General features: G+C 65.7%; 19 protein-coding genes. 12 read left to right on the forward strand and 7 right to left on the reverse strand.

The window, feature by feature from the left end:
* Positions 1 to 9 precede the first annotated feature (9 nt).
* From MK313_RS04565 to MK313_RS04610, 10 genes are all read left to right on the forward strand, one after another.
* Complete coding sequence (locus MK313_RS04565) at positions 10 to 801, forward strand: cell envelope integrity EipB family protein (protein WP_183077960.1); 792 nt, start codon at positions 10 to 12, stop codon at positions 799 to 801.
* A gap of 140 nt (positions 802 to 941) precedes the next feature.
* Positions 942 to 1,499: a hypothetical protein gene (locus MK313_RS04570; protein WP_287780276.1), complete on the forward strand. Its 558-nt coding sequence runs from the start codon at positions 942 to 944 to the stop codon at positions 1,497 to 1,499.
* 11 nt (positions 1,500 to 1,510) lie between these two features.
* On the forward strand, positions 1,511 to 2,692 hold the full coding sequence (locus MK313_RS04575) for an MFS transporter (protein WP_287780277.1): 1,182 nt from the start codon (positions 1,511 to 1,513) through the stop codon (positions 2,690 to 2,692).
* Positions 2,693 to 2,909: 217 nt separating this feature from the next.
* Complete coding sequence (locus MK313_RS04580; RefSeq protein ID WP_287780278.1) at positions 2,910 to 4,037, forward strand: ABC transporter ATP-binding protein; 1,128 nt, start codon at positions 2,910 to 2,912, stop codon at positions 4,035 to 4,037.
* A 71-nt stretch (positions 4,038 to 4,108) separates the two neighbouring features.
* A complete protein-coding gene (locus MK313_RS04585) occupies positions 4,109 to 5,299 on the forward strand; it encodes an ABC transporter substrate-binding protein (protein ID WP_008944148.1) in 1,191 nt (396 codons plus the stop codon).
* 84 nt (positions 5,300 to 5,383) lie between these two features.
* Entirely contained in the window at positions 5,384 to 6,220 is an 837-nt protein-coding gene (locus MK313_RS04590; protein WP_121220296.1) for an ABC transporter permease, read from the forward strand.
* Positions 6,217 to 7,050 (forward strand): ABC transporter permease, encoded by an 834-nt coding sequence (locus MK313_RS04595; RefSeq protein WP_008944150.1) that lies wholly within the window; start codon positions 6,217 to 6,219, stop codon positions 7,048 to 7,050. The genes MK313_RS04590 and MK313_RS04595 overlap by 4 nt, the downstream gene beginning before the upstream one ends.
* Before the next feature lie 48 nt (positions 7,051 to 7,098).
* Entirely contained in the window at positions 7,099 to 8,112 is a 1,014-nt protein-coding gene (locus MK313_RS04600) for a dimethylarginine dimethylaminohydrolase family protein (RefSeq protein WP_287780279.1), read from the forward strand.
* An 11-nt stretch (positions 8,113 to 8,123) separates the two neighbouring features.
* Complete coding sequence (locus MK313_RS04605; protein WP_287780280.1) at positions 8,124 to 8,837, forward strand: DUF1028 domain-containing protein; 714 nt, start codon at positions 8,124 to 8,126, stop codon at positions 8,835 to 8,837.
* Positions 8,834 to 9,802, forward strand: a complete 969-nt coding sequence (locus MK313_RS04610; RefSeq protein ID WP_287780281.1) for an arginase family protein — start codon at positions 8,834 to 8,836, stop codon at positions 9,800 to 9,802. The genes MK313_RS04605 and MK313_RS04610 overlap by 4 nt, the downstream gene beginning before the upstream one ends.
* Positions 9,803 to 9,814: 12 nt before the next feature.
* Here the strand turns inward: MK313_RS04610 and MK313_RS04615 are convergent, their stop codons facing one another.
* The gene (locus MK313_RS04615) at positions 9,815 to 11,446 is read right to left on the reverse strand and encodes an amidohydrolase (protein ID WP_287780282.1); all 1,632 of its coding nucleotides are present in this window, start codon (positions 11,444 to 11,446) and stop codon (positions 9,815 to 9,817) included.
* 406 nt (positions 11,447 to 11,852) lie between these two features.
* Here MK313_RS04615 and leuA point away from each other — a divergent pair, with 406 nt between their 5' ends.
* The gene (gene leuA, locus MK313_RS04620) at positions 11,853 to 13,529 is read left to right on the forward strand and encodes a 2-isopropylmalate synthase (RefSeq protein WP_287780283.1); all 1,677 of its coding nucleotides are present in this window, start codon (positions 11,853 to 11,855) and stop codon (positions 13,527 to 13,529) included.
* Positions 13,530 to 13,678: 149 nt separating this feature from the next.
* On the opposite strand, the gene MK313_RS04625 is transcribed toward leuA, so the two are convergent.
* Genes MK313_RS04625 through MK313_RS04640 form a run of 4 tightly spaced genes read right to left on the reverse strand, consistent with a single transcriptional unit; the run spans position 13,679 to position 16,714 of the window.
* On the reverse strand, positions 13,679 to 14,020 hold the full coding sequence (locus MK313_RS04625) for a DUF3325 domain-containing protein (protein WP_287780284.1): 342 nt from the start codon (positions 14,018 to 14,020) through the stop codon (positions 13,679 to 13,681).
* Positions 14,013 to 15,590 carry a PepSY-associated TM helix domain-containing protein gene (locus MK313_RS04630; RefSeq protein WP_287780285.1) on the reverse strand — a complete coding sequence of 526 codons (1,578 nt, stop codon included), beginning with the start codon at positions 15,588 to 15,590 and terminating at the stop codon, positions 14,013 to 14,015. The genes MK313_RS04625 and MK313_RS04630 overlap by 8 nt, the downstream gene beginning before the upstream one ends.
* A 37-nt stretch (positions 15,591 to 15,627) precedes the next feature.
* Complete coding sequence (locus MK313_RS04635) at positions 15,628 to 15,969, reverse strand: hypothetical protein (RefSeq protein ID WP_287780286.1); 342 nt, start codon at positions 15,967 to 15,969, stop codon at positions 15,628 to 15,630.
* Between the two features lie 7 nt (positions 15,970 to 15,976).
* The gene (locus MK313_RS04640) at positions 15,977 to 16,714 is read right to left on the reverse strand and encodes a DUF4198 domain-containing protein (protein WP_287780287.1); all 738 of its coding nucleotides are present in this window, start codon (positions 16,712 to 16,714) and stop codon (positions 15,977 to 15,979) included.
* A gap of 214 nt (positions 16,715 to 16,928) precedes the next feature.
* On the opposite strand from MK313_RS04640, the gene MK313_RS04645 reads away from it, so the two are divergent.
* Positions 16,929 to 17,393 carry a PAS domain-containing protein gene (locus MK313_RS04645; protein WP_287780288.1) on the forward strand — a complete coding sequence of 155 codons (465 nt, stop codon included), beginning with the start codon at positions 16,929 to 16,931 and terminating at the stop codon, positions 17,391 to 17,393.
* Here the strand turns inward: MK313_RS04645 and MK313_RS04650 are convergent.
* On the reverse strand, positions 17,390 to 18,136 hold the full coding sequence (locus MK313_RS04650; protein WP_287780289.1) for an HpcH/HpaI aldolase/citrate lyase family protein: 747 nt from the start codon (positions 18,134 to 18,136) through the stop codon (positions 17,390 to 17,392). The two genes, MK313_RS04645 and MK313_RS04650, sit on opposite strands and share 4 nt — an antisense overlap.
* 11 nt (positions 18,137 to 18,147) lie before the next feature.
* Positions 18,148 to 19,092, reverse strand: a complete 945-nt coding sequence (locus MK313_RS04655) for a ketopantoate reductase family protein (protein ID WP_287780290.1) — start codon at positions 19,090 to 19,092, stop codon at positions 18,148 to 18,150.
* Between the last annotated feature and the right edge of the window lie 11 nt (positions 19,093 to 19,103).

Consider the following 19,103-nt stretch of genomic DNA (forward strand, 5'->3'; position numbering starts at 1 on the left):
GAGAAGTGTATGGCTTGGCGATATCGGGTTGGGCTTGTCGTGGCGGCGGTGGCGTTGCTGGGCGCGGGGGCCGCGCAGGCCTATGACGTCGCGCCGCACCGCGCGGTCTATCGCATGGCGCTGGCCAAGGCGGCGTCCGGCAGCGGCATCGCCACGGCGGAAGGCGCGATGGCGCTGGAATGGGGCGAGAGCTGCGAGGGCTGGACCGTCGAGCAGCGCTACCGGCTGAAGCTGGGCTACACCCAGGGCGGTGAATCCGATGTCGCCGTCTCCTTCGCGACCTATGAGGCGAAGGATGGCAGCAGCTACCGCTTCTTCATCGAGCGCGCGCGTCCCGGCAGCGTGCCGGAGAATATCAGCGGCAAGGCGGTGCGCGGCCCGGCGGGCGTGCGTGCCGAGTTCGAGGCGCCGGAGCCGGTAAAGCTCGACCTGCCGAAGGATGTGCTGTTTCCGACCCAGCACAGCCTTGCCATCCTCGGTGCCGCCGAAGCCGGGCAAAAATTCCTCAGTGGCATGGTGTTCGACGGCAATGAGGTGGAGGAGGCGACGGAAATCACCGCCGTCATCGGCAAGCAGATTCCCGCCCCGACGGAAGGCGAGGAGCTGCTGCGCCGCCCCTCATGGCCGGTGCGGCTGGCCTTCTTCGGCCCGGACAATGCGCCGGGCGGCCTGCCGGATTACGAAATGGGCATCCGGCTCTATGACAATGGCATCGTGACCGAGATGAAGCTGGACTATGGCGACTTCGTCGTTGATGCCACCCTCGACAAGCTGGAGAAGCTGCCGAAGCCGGGATGCTGACCCGCGCTTTCGGGCAGTTGTGCGGGCCATCGCCCGCCGCTAGCGTTCTCCCATAAGAAGAAACAAGAGGGAGGGGGCGCATGAGGGTGTGCCGGATGGGCGTGTACCGGTGCCTTATGGTTGCTGGCACTTTGCTGCTGATGGCAGCAGGTTCGGCGGATGCCGGGGGCGATAAAGCCGCCAGCGAGGACCGGTTGCGGCTGGACCAGCAGGCCTATGGTCTGCTGCGTTATGAATGGGGCCAGTACGCCCACCTCAACGACATCACCATGCTGCGTGGCGACGTCACCTGCGATGGGCGGGAGGACCGTGTGCTCGGCTGGCTCGACCGGGACAGCCCGGAAGGGCTGTTCTACCGCGTCATGCTGGCGACCGATGCGGTTGGCAAAGACGAAGCCTTCTCGGTGCTGGGCGACATGGCCGCGATGTCGGTCAGCCTGCCGGCGGACCGCAAGGGGGCGGTGCATATGGAAGCCAGCGAGCCGCTGCTCTGTTCGCGCGGCGAATTGCCGGAAGTGACGATCACGCTGGAGCCACACACAAAGGCTGAGACGGTCGCGCTCACGGGCATCGACGATGCCTGCAGCATCGCCATCCGCCTCGATGACGGGCTGTGCGATTCGATCCGGCTGTTCTGGCTGCGCCGCCCGGTGGGCCGCCCGGTCGATGGCGAGCGCTTCGTGCTCCACCGCAACTGAGGGCCGGCCGCATGTGGCGCGAAATTCCCTATATGCCGCTGTTCGCCACCCTGTTCGTGCAGGCGCTGGCGACCATGTCTGCCTATTCCATTCCGGCCGCCGCCCCGGCTATCGCCGCCGATGTCGGCGTCGATGGCGCGCGGGTCGGGCTGTTCATCTCCATCGTCTATGGCGTGGGCATCTTCTCCGCCGTGCTGAGCCCCAGCTTCGTGCACCGCTTCGGCGCGGTCAGGGTCAGCCAGGTCATCCTGGTCTGCACCATCGTCATGCTGCTGACCGCGGCACTGGGTGGCACAGCGGGCGCCATTGCGCTCTCCGGCGTGCTGCTGGGCTTCGCCTATGGCGCCACCGCACCCTCCAGCTCCCACCTGCTGATCAGCCGCACACCGGTGCGCCTGCGCAACCTCGTCTTCTCGATCCGCCAGATCGGCGTGCCGCTGGGCGGCGTCATGGGCGGGCTGCTGGTGCCGCCGCTGGGGCTGGGCCTCGACTGGCAGACAGCACTGCTGGTGCAGCTTGGTCCCGCCATCCTGCTGCTGGTGCTGCTGCAGGCGATGCGGCGGGAATACGATGCCGACCGCGACGTGGCGCGCGCGCTGACGCGCGGCAATGCACTGGCGCCCCTGCGGCTGCTGATCGAGCTGCCGGAGGTGCGCATCCTGTGCATCGCCATGTTCTGCTATGCCGGCGCGCAGCTCTGCTTCATCGCCTTCATGGCGGTGCATCTGACCAGCATGGCGGAGATGAGCCTGATCCGCGCCGGGCAGGCGCTGGCTATGTTCCAGATTGCCGGCGTGATCTCGCGCCCGATCTGGGGCTGGATGGCGGACACTGTGATCTCTGCCCGGCTGCTGCTGGCGCTGCACGGCATCGTCATGGCAGGGGCAGCGGTTGCCGCCGGCCAGTTCGGCGCCGACTGGCCCTATGCGCTGATCCTGCTGGTCTGTGCGGTGGCGGGGGCGACGGCCAGCGGCTTCACCGGCATTGCCTTCGCCGAATATGCACGCATCGGCGGGCCGGGCCGCACGGCGGAATCCAGCGGGCTGGCCGCCTCCATGATGTTCCTCGGCGTGATGTCGATGCCGGCGGTGTTCAGCGTGATGGTCGCCTCAGGCCAGACCTATGGCGTGGCCTATGGCGCGGTCGCCATCGTGACGGGGCTGAGCGGCCTGATGCTGCTGCGCCGGGAATAGCCGGATGAGCAGCGCCATATGCGCGATTTTGCATTTTTCGCGCTGCACAATATTTCGGCATAAAAATTGTGCAGATGCTATATTAGGGTAATATTAGTTCGTAATTTCAACAGGATAAAAAATTTCCAGAAAGACTCGCCCGTCCTGAAAATGTGTTTTAAGCTTACAACTTAGTAAGAAAAAACAACAAGCGAACGACGGAACAGGTGGGCTCTGGATGGTAGAGGCAGCGGTGCCGGATAGGTCGATCTCCGGTGCGAAGACGCAATCGCATTCCCTGTCCATTCGCCGGTTGCGCAAGGTCTATGGCGACCTCGCGGCGGTGGACGATGTCAGCTTCGAGGTGGAGCGCGGCAAGTTCCTGACCCTGCTGGGCCCGTCCGGCTCCGGCAAGACGACGATCCTGATGTCGATCGCCGGCTTTGTGCAGCCCACATCCGGCTCGATCCTGCTGGACGACAAGGACATCACCGCCCTGCCGCCGGACAAGCGGAATTTCGGCATGGTGTTCCAGGGCTATGCCCTGTTCCCGCATATGAGTGTCGAGGACAATATCTGGTTCCCCCTGCGCGTGCGCGGGGTGAAGCGGGCCGAGGCACAGAAGAGCGTCATGGCCTCGCTGGAGCTGGTGCAGATGGCGCATCTCGCCAAGCGCCTGCCGACCCAGCTGTCGGGCGGCCAGCAGCAGCGCGTGGCACTGGCCCGCGCGCTGGTGTTCCAGCCTGACCTGCTGCTGCTCGACGAGCCGCTGTCGGCGCTGGACAAGAAGCTGCGCGCCGATCTGCAGTGGGAGCTGAAATCCCTGCATAACCGGCTGGGCGCTACCTTCATCTATGTCACGCACGACCAGGAGGAGGCGTTGTCCATGTCGGACGACATCATCATCCTGCGCGACGGCAAGATCGAGCAGATGGGCGGCCCCGGCGACCTGTACGAACGCCCGGCGACCCGCTTTGTCGCCGACTTCCTGGGCAAGAGCAACTTCATCAACGGCACCGTTGCAGGCACCGAGTCCGGCAGCTTCACCTACCAGGCCGGCGATCACGCGCTGGTGCAGGCCGGCGCTGCGGAACCGGCTGGTCCCGGTGGCTCCGTGCTGATCGCGCTGCGCCCGGAGAAGCTGACCGTCAGCCAGGCCGAACCCGCCACGCGCAACCGCGTGCCCGGCACCATCGACGCCTTCAACTATTACGGCGCCAACTATCACTTCCAGGTGCGCACCCAGGCGCTGGGCGATCTGATCGTCACCGCGCCGGCCTGGAAATGCGAGGTCGATCCCGCCATCGGCAACCAGGTCTGGCTGGGCTGGGAACCGGATGCCTCGGTGGTGGTGCGCGACAATTGAGCGACAGGAAAGCCGCCCGGCCAACGGGATGGCGTGACAGGGACAACACGTAAAATCAGAGGAGACCGGACATGAAATCGCGCAAGGATCTGAGCAAGACGCTCTACGAGAAGGATCTGTACCCGGACGAGCAGTCCTTCGCCGAGGATTGCGCCGCCATTGCCGCCGAGCGGCTGGCGCGCGGCGAGATCGACCGCCGCAGCTTCGTGAAGGCGATGGCGATGCTGGGCCTGGCCCCGGTCGCGCTGAAGCTGGGCACCGGCAGTGCTGCCGCTCAGGCCAAGGAGCTGGTGGTGGTGAACTGGGGCGGCCCGGCGGTCGAGGCCTATGCCAATGCCTGGGGCGTTCCGTTCGAGAAGGCCACCGGTACCAAGGTGGTGATCGATGGCACCGGCCCGCTCGGCTCCAAGATCCGCGCCATGGTCGAAGCCAAGGCGGTGACCTGGGATGTGTGCGACACCGGCACCGGCACCACGCTGGTGCTGCAGACGCATGACGTGCTGGAGCCCATCGACTATTCCATCGTGGACAAGTCGAAGATGGCGCCGGACTTCGCCTATGAGTATGGCTGCGCCAACTACATGTTCAGCTTCGTGCTGGCCTACAACAAGGCGAAGCTCTCCGAGGCGCCGAAGGACTGGAAGGATTTCTGGGACCTGAAGAAGTTCCCTGGTGGCCGCACCCTGCGCAAGCAGCCGAACGGCATGCTGGAGGCCTGCATGCTGGCCGCCGGCAAGTCCCACAAGGATGTCTATCCGATCGACCTGAACCTTGCGATGAGCAAGCTGAAGGAGATCAAGAGCGCTGTCGTCGCCTGGGGTTCCGGCTCGCAAAGCCAGGAGCTGTTCCGCACCGGCGAGGTGGTGATGGGCAATATCTGGCACACCCGCGCCAACCTGCTGACCCGCGACATGGCCGGCGATGTGACCTGGACCTGGAAGGACGGCATCGTCACGGCGGGCATGTGGAACGTGCCGAAGGGCAATCCGGCGGGCAAGGAAACGGCGATGAAGTTCATCGCCTCGGCGCAGGACCCGGCCGGCCAGATCGAGCTGTTCAAGGTCATGGGCAACGGCCCGGCCAACCCGGCCGCCGCCGACATGGTGCCCGCCGACATGAAGCACATCGATCCGGGCCAGCCCGAGAACATGAAGCTGCAGATGATCCAGAGCGGCCCCTGGTATCAGGAGCCGAGCGGCAAGGGCAAGCTGACCAATGACGAGCTGTCGCGCGAGATGTGGCTGGACACGCTGTCCTCGTAAGGACAGCCGGCTGCTTCGTGCCCGGTCGCCGAGAAGCGGCCGGGTTGACCTGACGTAGAAAAGAGAGCATCGGCGGGATTTCGGATGCTGACCTCGCAACGCAATACCTATTGGCTGCTGATCGCGCCCGCGGTCCTGCTGATGCTCATCTTCTATATCTATCCGCTGTTCCAGGTGCTGTGGATCAGCGTGACCGAGCCCTATCCGGGCCTGCAGAATTACGAGGCGCTGCTGACGCGCCCGCTGCTACACCGCATCTGGCTGACGACGCTGCGCATCTGCGCGATCACCACCATCATTACCGTGGTGCTGGGCTATCTCGTCGCCTATGCGATGGTGCATGTGAAGGAAACCCAGCGCGCCTGGATGATGTTCTGCATCCTGCTGACCTTCTGGCTCAGCGTGCTGATCCGCGCCTTCGCCTGGGTCATGCTGCTGCGCAATGAAGGGCTGGTGAATCAGGGGCTGATGGCGCTGGGGCTGATCTCCGAGCCGCTGCCGCTGGTGCGCAACGAATTCGGCGTGATCGTCGGCATGGTGCATTTCATGCTGCCGCTGGCGGTGCTGCCGATCTTCTCCAACATGACCGGCATCGATGCGCGCTATGTCTCGGCGGCGCGCGGGCTGGGGGCCTCGCCCTGGGTTGCCTTCCGGCACATCTACCTGCCGCTCAGCAAGCCGGGCCTGATCGCCGCGACCATTCTGGTGTTCGTGTTCTCGCTGGGCTTCTTCATCACGCCGGCCATCCTGGGCGGCGGCAAGGTGGTGATGATCTCCGAATATATCCGCGTCAGCTTCGAGGAGACGCTGCGCTGGGGGCAGGCGACCATGCTGGCCTCGACGCTGCTGTTCGCGGTGCTGCTGACGCTGGCGCTGGTCGCGCGCTTCGTTGACCTCAAGAAAGTGTTCGGGGCGCGATGATGAAGGGCGATTTCCGCGAGCTTTTCGGGCGGGGCATGGTGCTGGGCGGCGCCTGGACCGTGCTGGCCTTCCTGGTGCTGCCGATGGTGGTGGTGATCCCGGTCTCGATCACCGACCAGTATTATTTGTCGCTGCCGCAGGACGGCGTGTCGCTGCAGCATTACGCCGCCTTCTTCAGCAACGATATCTGGCTGTCCGCGACCGGGCAGAGCATCGTGATCGCGGTCGCCTCCACCCTGGCGGCCGTGGTGCTGGGCACGTTGTGCGCCATCGGCTGCTGGCGGCTGTCCACCAACGCATCGGAGGCGGTGCGCACCTTCATGCTGATCCCGATCATCGTGCCGACCATCGTTCAGGCGCTGGCGATGTACCGGTTCTGGATCGATCTTCGGCTGCTGGATTCCTATCTCGGCGTTATCCTGGCGCACACGCTGGTCGCGATCCCCTATGTGATCATCACCGTGTCCGCCTCGCTGGCCAATTTCGACGTGCGGCTGGAGCAGGCGGCACGCAGCCTGGGCGCCTCGATGAGTGAGACCATCCGCCTGGTGATCGTGCCGCGCATCCTGCCGGGCATGCTGTCGGGGGCGATCTTTGCCTTCACCATCTCCTTCGACGAGATCGTGATGGTGCTGTTCCTGACCAGCCGCAACATCTACACCCTGCCGAAGCGCATCTGGGACGGCATCGAGGATCATCTCGACCCCACCATCGCCGCCGTCGCCACGCTTCTCATCATCGTTACGCTGGCGCTGCTGCTGTTCGAGCTGTGGTCGCGCCAGCGCCGGGCCGCGCGCCTGAAGGCGCTGGCTTCAGAGGGCGGGGAATAACACCCGCCAGCAAGCAAAACGCTCCACCATAGGAAGAGGATCGACCCCATGGGTGCCGTCAGCGAGTTCGAATATCGCTACAACATGACGATGAAGATTTTCCACTCGCACGCCGAGCCGGCGTTCGAGACGCCGCAGCAGCAGGAGACGGTGTGGGGGCAGCAATGGGGCTGCGACAATGATGTGGGCCAGCTGCGCAAGGTGCTGATGCACCGGCCGGGCGAGGAGATGAACATCATCGACCCGTCCAAGCGCATCGAGGAGCTGGGCAGCTATGGCGATGTCGAGGGCCAGACCTGGTACTGGCGCGGCGACGTGATCCCCACTCTGGCAGAACAGCAGGCCCAGCATGACGCGCTGGCCGACACACTGCGCAAGGAAGGCGTGGAGGTCGTCTATCTGAAGCGCTGTGCGCCGGGCCGGCACAAATCGATCTATACCCGCGATTCGGTGATCGGCGTGAAGGGCGGCGCCATCGTGACCCGCCTCGGCCCCATCGTGCGGCGCGGCGAGGAAGCACCGGCGACCGAGACGCTGGCCTCCATCGGCATGCCGATCCTGCGCACCGTGCACGGCACCGGCCTGATGGAGGGCGGCAGCTTTGCCTGGCTGAAGCCGGGGCTGGCCGCCGTCGGCCGTTCCAACCGGGTGAATGAGGAAGGCACGCGCCAGGTCGAGGAGGTGCTGAAGGCACAGGGCTGCGAGCTGCTGCGCGTGGATTTGACCGGCTACCGCCTGCATATCGACGGCAATCTGGTGATGATCGATGTCGATACCGCGATCATCAACCCGACGCAGCTGCCCTTCTGGTTCCTGGAGAAGCTGAAGGAGCTGGGCATCCGCACCATCGAGGTCAGCCCGGACGATCCCTCGGGCGCGGTCAACTGCATCGCCGTGCGGCCGGGCCGGGTGGTGATGGAGGCGAATTTGTCGCCGCGCACCGCCGACAAGCTGGACAGACTGGGCATCGAGATCGTCGATGTGAAATACGACAAGATCTGGCTGGGCGGCGGCGGCATCCATTGCTCGACCAGCCCGCTGGTCCGCGATTCCATCAGCTGAGGGAGGGCGGCATGACCTTCTCCCTCGTCGCGCGCTGCGGCCGTACCGGCGAAATCGGCGCGGTCATCTCCACCTCCAACCTCGCGGTCGGCAGCCGCTGCGTCTATCTGAAGTCCGGCGTCGGCGGCTTCCTGACCCAGCACCGCACCGACCCAAGGCTGGGGCCGCGCGGCATCGCGCTGTTGCAGGATGGCGCCACCGCCGCCGAGGCGATGGCCGCTGTGGTCGCCAGCACGAAGGATATCGGCTGGCGGCAGCTTGCCTGCGTGGACCGGCATGGCAACACCGCCTTTCACCATGGCGACAAAATCTATTCGATCCGCGCCGAATGCCAGGCGCCGGGCGTCGTCGCCATCGGCAACATCATCGATAATCCCGAGGTGCCGAAGGCGATGGTCGCGGCCTTCACCGCCGACCCGTCGCTGGAGATCGCCGAGCGGCTGCTGCGCGCCATCGAGGCGGGCGAGGCAGCGGGCGGCGAAACCGGCACCGTGCATGCGGCGCAGATGATCGCCATCGGCGAGAACAGCTTCCCGATGTTCGACCTGCGCATCGATTATTCGGAGACGCCGCTGTCCGACCTGCGCCGACTGTGGGAGCGCTACCGGGCAGAGGCAGCGGGCTTCGCCGTGCGCGTGCTGGACCCGGATAGCGTGCCGCCGCAGCAGGATCTGTACGATGCGGCGCAGGCGCGCATGAAGGAGCTGGGAATCAGCTACCCATGACCGCGCCGCTGCCCAACAGCCTGTTCCGCACCATCGGCACCTATCTCGGCGTGCCGCAGACGCTGGACCTGACCGGTGCGAAGGCGGCGGTGATCGGCCTGCCCTTCGATTGTGGCCGGCACCCAAGGCGTGTCGGCGCGCGGCTGGGGCCGGCGGCGATCCGCTATATGTCCACCGACATGGTGCGGCATTACCGGCCCGACGATCCCGGCGATTTCGATCCCGTTCGCGCGCTGGGGCTTGTCGATTGCGGCGATGTGCCGGTGGTCTCGGCGGAGGTCGAATCCTCGGTCGAGACGATGGCCGAGGCGATCTCGGCGGTGGTGGAGCGCGGCGTGGTGCCGATCTGCATGGGCGGTGACGGCGTCATCAGCCTGCCGCAGATGCAGGCGCTCAGCCGGAAGTATCCCGACCTCTGCGTGCTGCATTTCGATTCCCACACCGACGCCTATCCCGAAGCCGGCAACGAGAGCGAGATCAACCCCGCCACCACCTTCGCCTATGCAGTGCAGAAGGGTTATGTCGATGCCAGCCGGTCGATCCATTTCGGCCTGCGCGGCTTCACCTATGTGCCGCGCGTGTTCGACTACACGCAGGGCCTCGGCTACCAGACCATCCCCATCGAGGCGCTGGAGAGCGAGGGCGTGGCCGGTCTCGCCAGACGCTTCAGGGAGACGGTCGGCGACCGCCCGGTCTTCCTGTGTTTCGACATGGATTTCTTCGATCCCTCGGCGGCCCCCGGCGTCTTCACGCCGGCCTGGGGCGGCGCGACCGCGCGCGAGGGGCTGGCGCTGCTGCGCGCGCTGAAGGGCATCAATTTCGTCGGCTTCGACGTGAACACGCTGACGCCGGGTGCTGACCTGAAGGGCCAGACCGCCTGGCTCGCCGCCACGGTGATGCTGGAATTCTGCTACCTCGCCTGCGACTCCCTCGGCCTGACCCCGAAGGGTGAGGCCGCGTATTAGCGGCGGGCGCCGCTACAGCCCGCCATGCACCAGCCGCCCGCCCAGCAGGGTCGCGGTCACGCCGACCTCGCGGATTTCCTCCGCCGGGATGCTGAAATAGTCGCGGTCCAGCACGGCGATATCGGCCAGCTTGCCGGGTTCCAGCGATCCTTTCACGGCTTCCTCGCGGCCTGACCACGCCCCCAGAATCGTATAGGCGCGCAGGGCTTCCTCCGCCGTCACCGCCTCGGCCTCGTCCAGCGAGGCGCCGGTCTGCGCCTTGCGCGTCACCATCGACCACAGGGCGAAGAACGGGTTCGGGTCACACACCATGGCGTCGGAATGGCCCGGGGCGGGAATGCTGGCATCGATCAGGCTGCGGTGCGGCCACATCCAGCGCATCGCCGCCTCGCCGCGATTGGCGCGGTAGGCCTCGCCCAGATCGTACATGAAGCCGGTGGCGGAGCTGTCCACCGCGCCGACCCGCTTCAGCCGTTCCAGGATCGGCGGGGTGACGTAGCAGCAATGCTCGACCCGCATGCGGTGGTCCGACACCGGATGGGCGGCCAGGCAATGCTCGATCACGTCCAGCGCGAAGTCGATGCCGCGGTCGCCCACGCCCTCGATCATCACCTGCAGCCCGCCTTTGTGCGCGGCCAGCGCACGGGATTTCAGGTCCTCCAGCTCGTACAGCAGCATGCCGGTGTTCGGCTCGGGCTCGCCCTCGATGCGCATGCCGACATAGGGCTCGTAATAGGCGGCGGTGCGGCCGGAGGTGGAGCAGTCGGGGCACCATTCGACGCCGATGATGCGCACCATGTCATCGCCGAAGCCGGAGCGGATGCCGGCCTTCACATAGGATTCCACCAGCCCGTCCTCGCGGCCCGAGACGATGATGCCGACGCGCATGCGCAGCCGCTCCTGCTGGCGCAGCAGCTGGTAGGCCTGGATCGAGCGGCTGCCGGCCAGCGAGTTATAGACGGTCGTGATGCCATGACGCGCCCAGTCGTCGAACACTTTCTCCAGCCCGTCGGCAAGGCGGGCGGGCGTATCGGCGCCGTGGATCACATCGAGGAACACGTGCACCGCCGTCTCGCGCATCAGGCCGGTCAGCTCCCCGGTTTCGGGGTGATGGTCGAAGCGGCCGAAGGCGGGATCGGGCGTGTCGCGGTCGATGCCCAGTTCCTGGAAGGCGCGGGAATTGGCGAGACCGATATGGCCGTCGGTGCGCAGGATGAACAGCGGCCGTCCCTCGCCCGCCGCGTCCAGCTCCGCCAGCGTCGGATAGCCGCCGGACTTGTTCTCGTTCAGCCGGTAGGCGACCACCCAGTCATCCTTGCCGCGTGCGACGGCGACATCGGTGAGCCGCGCGAGCAGGGCGGCGCGCGACTGGATGCGGTTCGGGCCGACATCCTCCCACCCGGCGAGGCGGGCGGCATAGCTGTCGGGGTGGCAATGGCTGTCCACGATGCCGGGAATGGCGGTGCGGCCGCCAAGGTCCATCACCTTTGTCTCCGACCCGGCCAGCCCGTCCAGATCGGCCTCGCTGCCGACCGCCAGAATATGCCCGTTGCGGATGGCGAGCGCGCTGGCGACGCTGCTGCGCGCGTCCAGCGTATGGATGCGCCCATTGCGCAGGATCAGGTCGGCGGCCAGTCGCGGCATGGTTCTCTCCCCCCGGTTCAAGGCCGGCCAAGCTTGGCAGGATTTGTCAGGAGAGAAAACAGCTTTGCGGCCTGAAAGAAGGTTCGTACCGGGTGGTTGACGCTGCCGCCGGCACTGTGCACATTAGAGGCATGATTATTCACGCGGCAGCCCTTCTACGACTTCTAGGCCCGACCTCCTGAGGGAGGCGGGATAACGCGCGTCGTCGATCTGTCCGTTGCTGCCGGTGAAATCATGTCCACCGTTTCGTTTTCTGAATGTTTCTGCCTGTTCACGCACGCCTGCCTCAGGGGGCGCCTTGCGCATGGGCGACTGCGCGGCGGTCGTCGGGCCTGACGGCAGCCCGGCGGCCGTATCCCTGCCGCATCGCCCTTTCAAGACAAGAAAATCATCCGGAGTCGCTCCCATGTTGCAGAACCCTGAAACCAAGTACCGCCGCTTCACCACGGTCGATCTGCCTGACCGTACCTGGCCGTCGAAGCGCATCGAGAAGGCGCCGATCTGGCTGTCCACCGATCTGCGCGACGGCAACCAGTCGCTGATCGACCCGATGGATGGCGAGAAGAAGCGCCGCTTCTTCGACCTGCTGGTCGCCTCCGGCTTCAAGCAGATCGAGGTGGGCTTCCCGTCCGCCTCGCAGACCGAGTTCGATTTCATCCGCAGCCTGATCGAGGAAAACCGCATCCCCGACGACGTCACCATCCAGGTGCTGACGCAGTCGCGCGAGGATCTGATCCGCCGCAGCTTCGAATCGCTGAAGGGGGCGAAGCAGGCCATCGTGCATCTGTACAACGCCACCTCGCCCAGCTTCCGCCGTACCGTGTTCAACATGGAAAAGGCGGATGTGGTGAAGCTGGCGGTGGCGGGCGCGAAGCTGTTCGTCGAGGAGGCTGCGAAGCAGCCGGGCACGAAATGGACCTTCCAGTATTCGCCAGAAACTTTTTCCGCCACCGAGCCGGACTTTGCGGTCGAGGTGTGCGAGGCGGTATTGGATGTCTGGCAGCCGACGCCGGAGAACCCGGCCATCCTGAACCTGCCAGCGACGGTGGAGGTGGCGGGCCCCAACATCTATGCCGACCAGATCGAATATTTCTGCCGCAACATCTCGCGTCGCGATTCGGTGATCGTCAGCGTGCATCCGCATAATGACCGGGGTACCGGCGTGGCGGCGGCGGAATTCTCGGTGATGGCCGGCGCCGACCGAATCGAGGGCTGCCTGTTCGGCAATGGCGAGCGCACTGGCAATGTCGATCTGGTGACGCTGGCGCTGAACCTCTACACTCAGGGCATCAATCCGGGGCTGGATTTCTCCGACATGCGCAATGTCGTGCGGACGGTGGAATACTGCAACCAGCTGCCGGTGCATCCGCGCCACCCCTATGCGGGCGAACTGGTATTCACCGCCTTTTCCGGCTCGCATCAGGACGCCATCAAGAAGGGCTTCGCGGCACAGTCGAAGCGCAATGACGAGTACTGGGACGTGCCCTACCTGCCGATCGACCCGGCGGATGTCGGCTGCTCCTACGAGGCGGTGATCCGGGTGAACAGCCAGTCCGGCAAGGGCGGTGTCGCCTGGGTGCTGGAACAGGACAAGGGGTTGCAGCTGCCGCGCCGCATGCAGATCGACTTCTCCCGCAAGGTGCAGGAGATTTCCGACCGCACCGGTAAGGAGATCACGGCGGGCGCGATCTGGGAGGCGTTTGAGGAATCCTACTGCCTGGCCGGGGCGCAGCGCTTCGACCTGATTGAATATGACGATACCGGCGCACGCAAGCCGGGGCAGGACCGGGTGTTCGTCGGCCGCATCACGGTGGACGGCAAGGAACGCTCGATCAGCGGCAAGGGCAATGGCCTGATTTCCGGCCTGCTGGAGGCGCTGAAGGCCGATTGCGGCATTGAGCTGGAGGTGCTGGACTATCACGAGCACGCGCTGCGCAAGGGCTCCGACGCGCAGGCCGCCGCCTATGTCGAATGCCGCACGGCAGACGGGCGCACCCTGTTCGGTGTGGGCATCGATGCCGATGTCGCCATCGCCTCGGTGAAGGCGGTGCTCAGTGCTGCCAACGTCGCCTCGAAGGGGTGATTGGCCCCGACGATCTCTATCTTCTCTGACTGTCACCCCCGGGCTTGTCCCGGGGGTCCATGTTTCAGCTTACTGGAACAAGGCCGACGCAAGCTGAAGCCTGGATTCCCGGGACAAGCCCGGGAATAACAAAGGAGAAGGTCTCTGCCTTACGCGCTCTGGCGCCGGGAGCGGCCGGCGGCGGCGATGCAGGCCAGCGGCTTCAGCCAGGCCGGCCGCCAGGTCAGCGTCGCGACCGTCGCCAACCCGCCGACGCTGAGCCCCACCACCCACAGGATGCTGCCGAAACTGGCGCCGTCGCGCTGCAGCGACAGGGCGAGCGACAGCGCCAGCAACCCATAGCCGGCAAGGCGCAGCGGCAGGGTCCGACCAGCCGGCACATGGCGCTGGCCGGTTACGCGCTCCCAGTTCTTCTCCTGGCTCAAGGCCAGCAGATCGAGGCCCAGATAGCTGGTGCCCAGGATAAGGGCGAGCAGGATTGCCTCAGGCATGCTGTTGCTCCGGCTTGTCGGTTCGGATCGGGCCGGCAGGGCGTGCCACCGCCTGTGCTGTGCTCTGCCGGCGCTGCAGCCGGATGGCGGTGGCCAGCGCGATGGCGCCGCCCGCCAGCATCAGCGAATCCATGCCGAACACCGGCCAGTTGCCCGCCATCAGGGTGCGCAGCATATGGTCGCCGGTGGTGATGGCGTTCAGCAGCACGGCCAGCAGAGCGGCTGCGGCGACAGCGTAGCACTGCTCGATCCAACCGCGCCGTGTGCGGAGCCAGGCATGCGCGAAGGTCAGCACCCAGATCGCGTAGAAGGCCCAGAACTCGATATCGTCACGATGTTCCGGCCCCAGCGGCAGGACCCGGTTAACGATGAAGAAGCCCAGCGTGGCGAAGATGATGCCGGTGGTGCTGCCGATGGTCAGTCCCTCGACGATGCGCACGCCGCGCAAACCCTGCTGGGTGTGGCGCTTGCGCCGGGATTCCAGCCAGAACAGGAAGCCGGTGACGATCAGCACGCAGCCCGACAGGCCGAGCGCGAAATAGACCCAGCGCAGCGTCCAGTGCCTGAACTGGATGAAATGCAGGCCGGAGATGAATCGCTGCGCGTTCAGGACCGGTTCGCCGACATGGCGGTGCAGCACCGCGCCGCTGGCGGCATCGAAATACACCCGGTCCATCGACATGGTGACCTTGTTTTCGTAGGACTGCCGCATCTCGACATAGCCGTTGGCATCGCCCGGATGGTGGATGCGCACGAAGAAGGGCCTGGTACCATCGCCCCAAAGCCGCATCGCCTCCGCTGCCATCGCATCCAGCGATCCGATGCTGCCCGGCTGGCCTGCCTTGTCCCGCGAATAGCTGCCGAAAGCCTCATTGAAGAAGAGCTGACTGTCGCGCTCGTAGGGGATATTCGGGGCGCTCGGAAAATAGATTGTGATGAAGATGACGAGGCCCGACAGGGTGATGAGGAAATGAAAGGGCAGGGCCAGCACGCCGGTGACATTGTGCAGGTCCAGCGCCACGCGCGGCGTCTTCTTGTCGGTGCGGAAGGTGAAGAAGTCCCTGAAGATCTTCACATGCACGATCACGCCGGAGACCAGCAGCGCCATCATCGCCATGCCGGCGAGGCCGACCAGCCAGTAGCCGACGCCGCCCGCGCGCAGGTGCAGGCTGTAATGGAACGGGAAGATGAAGCCGGTGCCGCCCCGCGTGCCGGCTTCGGGCAGCACTTCGCCGGTCGCGGGATTGACGAACTTGCTCTTGAAACCGTCCTTGCCGCGATAGCCGACCCGGGCCGTTGGCGCGCGTTCGGCCGGCGGGATGATAAAGGCGTTGCGCACGCCTTCTTCCCCGTTGGCCTCCAGATCGGACAGCAGGATGTCGCGTAGCGCGTCCAGCTTCACCGGCGCCTCCATCGGCGCGAGGCGCGTCATCGGCATCATCCAGCGGTCGATCTCGCGGTCGAACACGCTGAGCGTGCCCATCCAGAAGATCGCGAACAGCAGCGCGCCAATCACCACACCCGCCCAGGTGTGCAGCCAGTTCATCGAGGCGCGGAAGCCCTGTTCCATCTTGGTCGTTCCTTTTGCTGGCGTCAGGACATGTGTGTCAGGACAGGGCCGGCGGCGCCATGGACAGCCAATAGACCAGCCCGTGTCCGACAGCGGTACCGCCCAGCGTCACCGCCAGCAGCCGCGGCAGGCGGCGCTCGGCAAAGGCCCAGATCAGCACCAGCAGGTAGATGATGAAGCCCAGCATCGACATCAGCACCACGGCCTCGCTGCGGTCCATGCCGAGGCTGACCAGCCCGGCCGCCCCCAGTGCAGTGAGGGCGGCGCTGAGGAAATAGCCGCCGACAACGATCGACAGCAGCCGGAAGGCCAGCAGCAGGCCGGCGCCAATCCGCCGGCCTCTGTTCTCACGAGACATGGTTGCGGCCATCGCGGTCATGCCGGCCTCAGTTCGGCTTGGCGGCGGGCGGGGCGGCCGGCGACTCCAGCCCCTCGGTCGTGGTGAAGGACAGGCTGGTCACGTAAGAGGCGACGTCATAGCTCTCCGCGCCGCGCTTGCCCGGCGTCTCGTCCTTGTGCTTCACCTCGATGACGTAAGGGCCCTTCCAGGGGAAGGCGGCGGCGAAGGTGCCGTCCTCGCTTGTCCGGCGGGTCATGGCCCAGCCGGACAGGGCGACGATCTCGACCTCGGCCTTCGGCAGCGGCTTGCCCTTGTAGGTCACCTGGAACTCCACCTTGCCATCCAGCATCTTGCCGGTCGGCACGATGTCCAGCGCCAGGCTGGGCTGGAGGGCATCGAAGCCGGCGATATAGCGCGCGGCCGGCGTCCAGACGGTGCGCACCGTCTTGCCGTCATTCTTGCGCTCGAAGGCGGGGTAGTCGGTGACCGCGGCGGTGATGCTCTCGCCTTTGCCGGCCGCGCCGTCCAGCGTGATGGATTTCTCGCCCTTGGCGGCGCTCAGCGGCTTCGTGCCGTCCTTGCCGGCAAGCGCTGCCTGCGGCACCGGCATGCGGTCCAGCAGGCCCGGTGAGATTTCGCGCAGATTGTAGCCGAACTCGCCGAAATAGAAGCTGGCCTTCCCGTCCTGCTGCTCGATCCAGACCTGATGAGCAGCAGCGCTGCCGGCGGAGAGCGTGACGGCAAGGAAAGCGGCGGCCAGGCGCGGCAAGGGGAAAAAGCGCATGAGGGTTCCTTATTTGCGAATAAGTATCAGTGGAGCTTATCACGCTCCTTATAATCGCAATCGAGAATGATCCTCAATAACATATCGCCTAGGGTAACGCTGCGGACCGGGTTTTCGATGCCTTTCTTGCGGTGCTGCGGATAAGTGTGCATATCATCGCTATCTAAAGTGGAAATCGCGGCGGAATGATCGCGAGCCAGGATTTAGGAGGGATATGCCGGTCGGGACGGGCGATATCGATGTGCCGCATGCCAAGCTGCGGTCACTCTACGATTTCTGGTGCACTCGCGCTGGCGACCGGCCCTTGCCATCGCGTCTGGATTTCCTGCCGGAAGAATTCGCGCCCTGGATGGGCCATATCGCCATCGCCGATGTGAAGCACCCGTCGCTGGAAATGACCTTCAGCCTGTTCGGCGCGGCCTTTGTCTATGTGAACAACATGGACCTGACCGGCCGTCCGGTGGCGGAACTGCCGGCGCTGGTCAGCGCGATGATTCTGGCCGATTATCGAGGCTGCGTCGAAAGCCGGCAGCCGCTCTATACCTGCCGGCAGAGCGTGAACCGCGACTGGACGCATATCCACCGCATCGTGCTGCCCTGCTCCTCGAACGGGGAACAGGTGGATAAGCTGATCGTGGGGCTCTATACCGAGGGCGGCAAGAGCCCCTTCTCAGGCTAGAGGTTCAGAATCTCGCCCTCGCGGGCGGAGAACACGGCGTTCGCCTCCGCTGCCTGAGCGTCGTCGAAGCAGACCTTGCCCTGAAAGCCGATGCACCGGACCATGTCGCAGGCCTCGCCCCAGCCCGGCCGGCCGGGCGGAAACTGACCGCCATCGAACGGGCCACTGAGGCCCGCCGCGCGGGCCGCCAGCACCAGCATGCGGCGCGGCAGCGACAGTGCCTCCGGGTCCAGCGTGGCGCGCGAAACCGGACTGCCAATATCCGCCACGAAGTCGGACGCGCCGATGCCCAGCGTCAGCATACGCGGCGTGGCGCGGGCGAGGTTCGCCGCCTCCAGCGCGCCGAGGCAGCTTTCCACCAGCCCGATGATCTTCGTGCGGCCAACCGCGATGCCCAGCGCCTTTTCCTTCTCGGTCAGGCGGCGGTCGATATCCTGCAGATCGGCAGCACGTTCGGCCTTCGGCAGGATCACAGCCCCGATGCCGGGGCCGAAGCACTCCAGATCCTCCGGGATCATGCCGCTGTCGGCCTTGTTCACGCGCAGCGCCACCAGCGGCGGCCAGTCCTTTCTGGCAAGTGCGGTGGCCTTCACGCGGGCGGCCGGCTTGTCGGCCAGCGGCACGCCATCCTCCAGATCCAGCATCACCACATCGGCAGGGGTGTTGGCGAACACGCTCTCCAGATTGTCGCGGTGCGCCGGGGCGTAGAGGATCGAGCGGTACCAGCCATCTTTACGGAACATTGTGTCTGTCCTCAGTTCTTGTGGGAGGCCGTGCGCATGTCGTGCGCTTCCATGGCGCGAACCAGGCCGGCGACGATGGCATTGGTCGGGGTCGGCACGCCCAGCTTGGCGCCTTCGTCGGCGACCGCGCCGTTCAGGAAGTCGATCTCGCCCTGCCGGCCGGCCAGCCGGTCCAGCAGCAGCGAGGGCTTTGCGCCGGGAATGGCGGAACCGAACTTGTGCACATAGGCGACCGGATCGTCGAAGCTGAGGGCGATACCGCGCGCCTTGGCGACGGCGAACGCCTCCGACGCGCAGGATGAGGCCACGCGCCAGGCTTCCGGCGTCTCCATCACCTGGCCGATGGTCAGGCCGGTGATGCCGCACACCGCGCTGTAGGTGACGTTGCAGATCAGCTTCGACCAGATCATCGACTGGATGTCGGGGGCGGCCTCGGCGCGGAAGCCGGCATCGGCCCAGAGCTTGGCCACCGCCTCGGCGGCGGGCTGCGCCTCGGCGATGGTGGCGCCGATCTTCACGATCTCGAAGCCGTTATGATGCACATGGCCGGGCGTCGGTATGGTGGCGCCGAAACCGCCGGCGATGCCCAGCAGCAGCCGGTCCTTAGTGACCGTTTTCACCAGAATGTCGTAGGCGCCGAGGCCGTTCTGGATCGACAGCACCAGCGTCTCGGGGCCGATCATCGGCCTGGCCCCGGTCAGCGCCGATTCGATGTCGCGGGTCTTGGTGGCGACGATCACCAGCTCGCACAGGCCCACCTCCGCCGGATCGGTGGTCGCCTTGGAGGGCGACAGCCAGTCGCCGCTGGCGCCGGTGACCTTTAGCCCGTTGGCGCGGATCGCGTCGATATGCTCCTTCCAGCGGTCAACCAGCCAGACATCATTGTCGCCGGCGCGGGCCAGGATGGCGCCATAGACGGAGCCCATGGCCCCGGCGCCGAGAATGGCGATCTTCATCGGTGTTTCCT

It is taken from the genome of Oceanibaculum sp. (genome assembly GCF_022449305.1).
In the GTDB taxonomy this organism is placed as follows: domain Bacteria; phylum Pseudomonadota; class Alphaproteobacteria; order Oceanibaculales; family Oceanibaculaceae; genus Oceanibaculum; species Oceanibaculum indicum.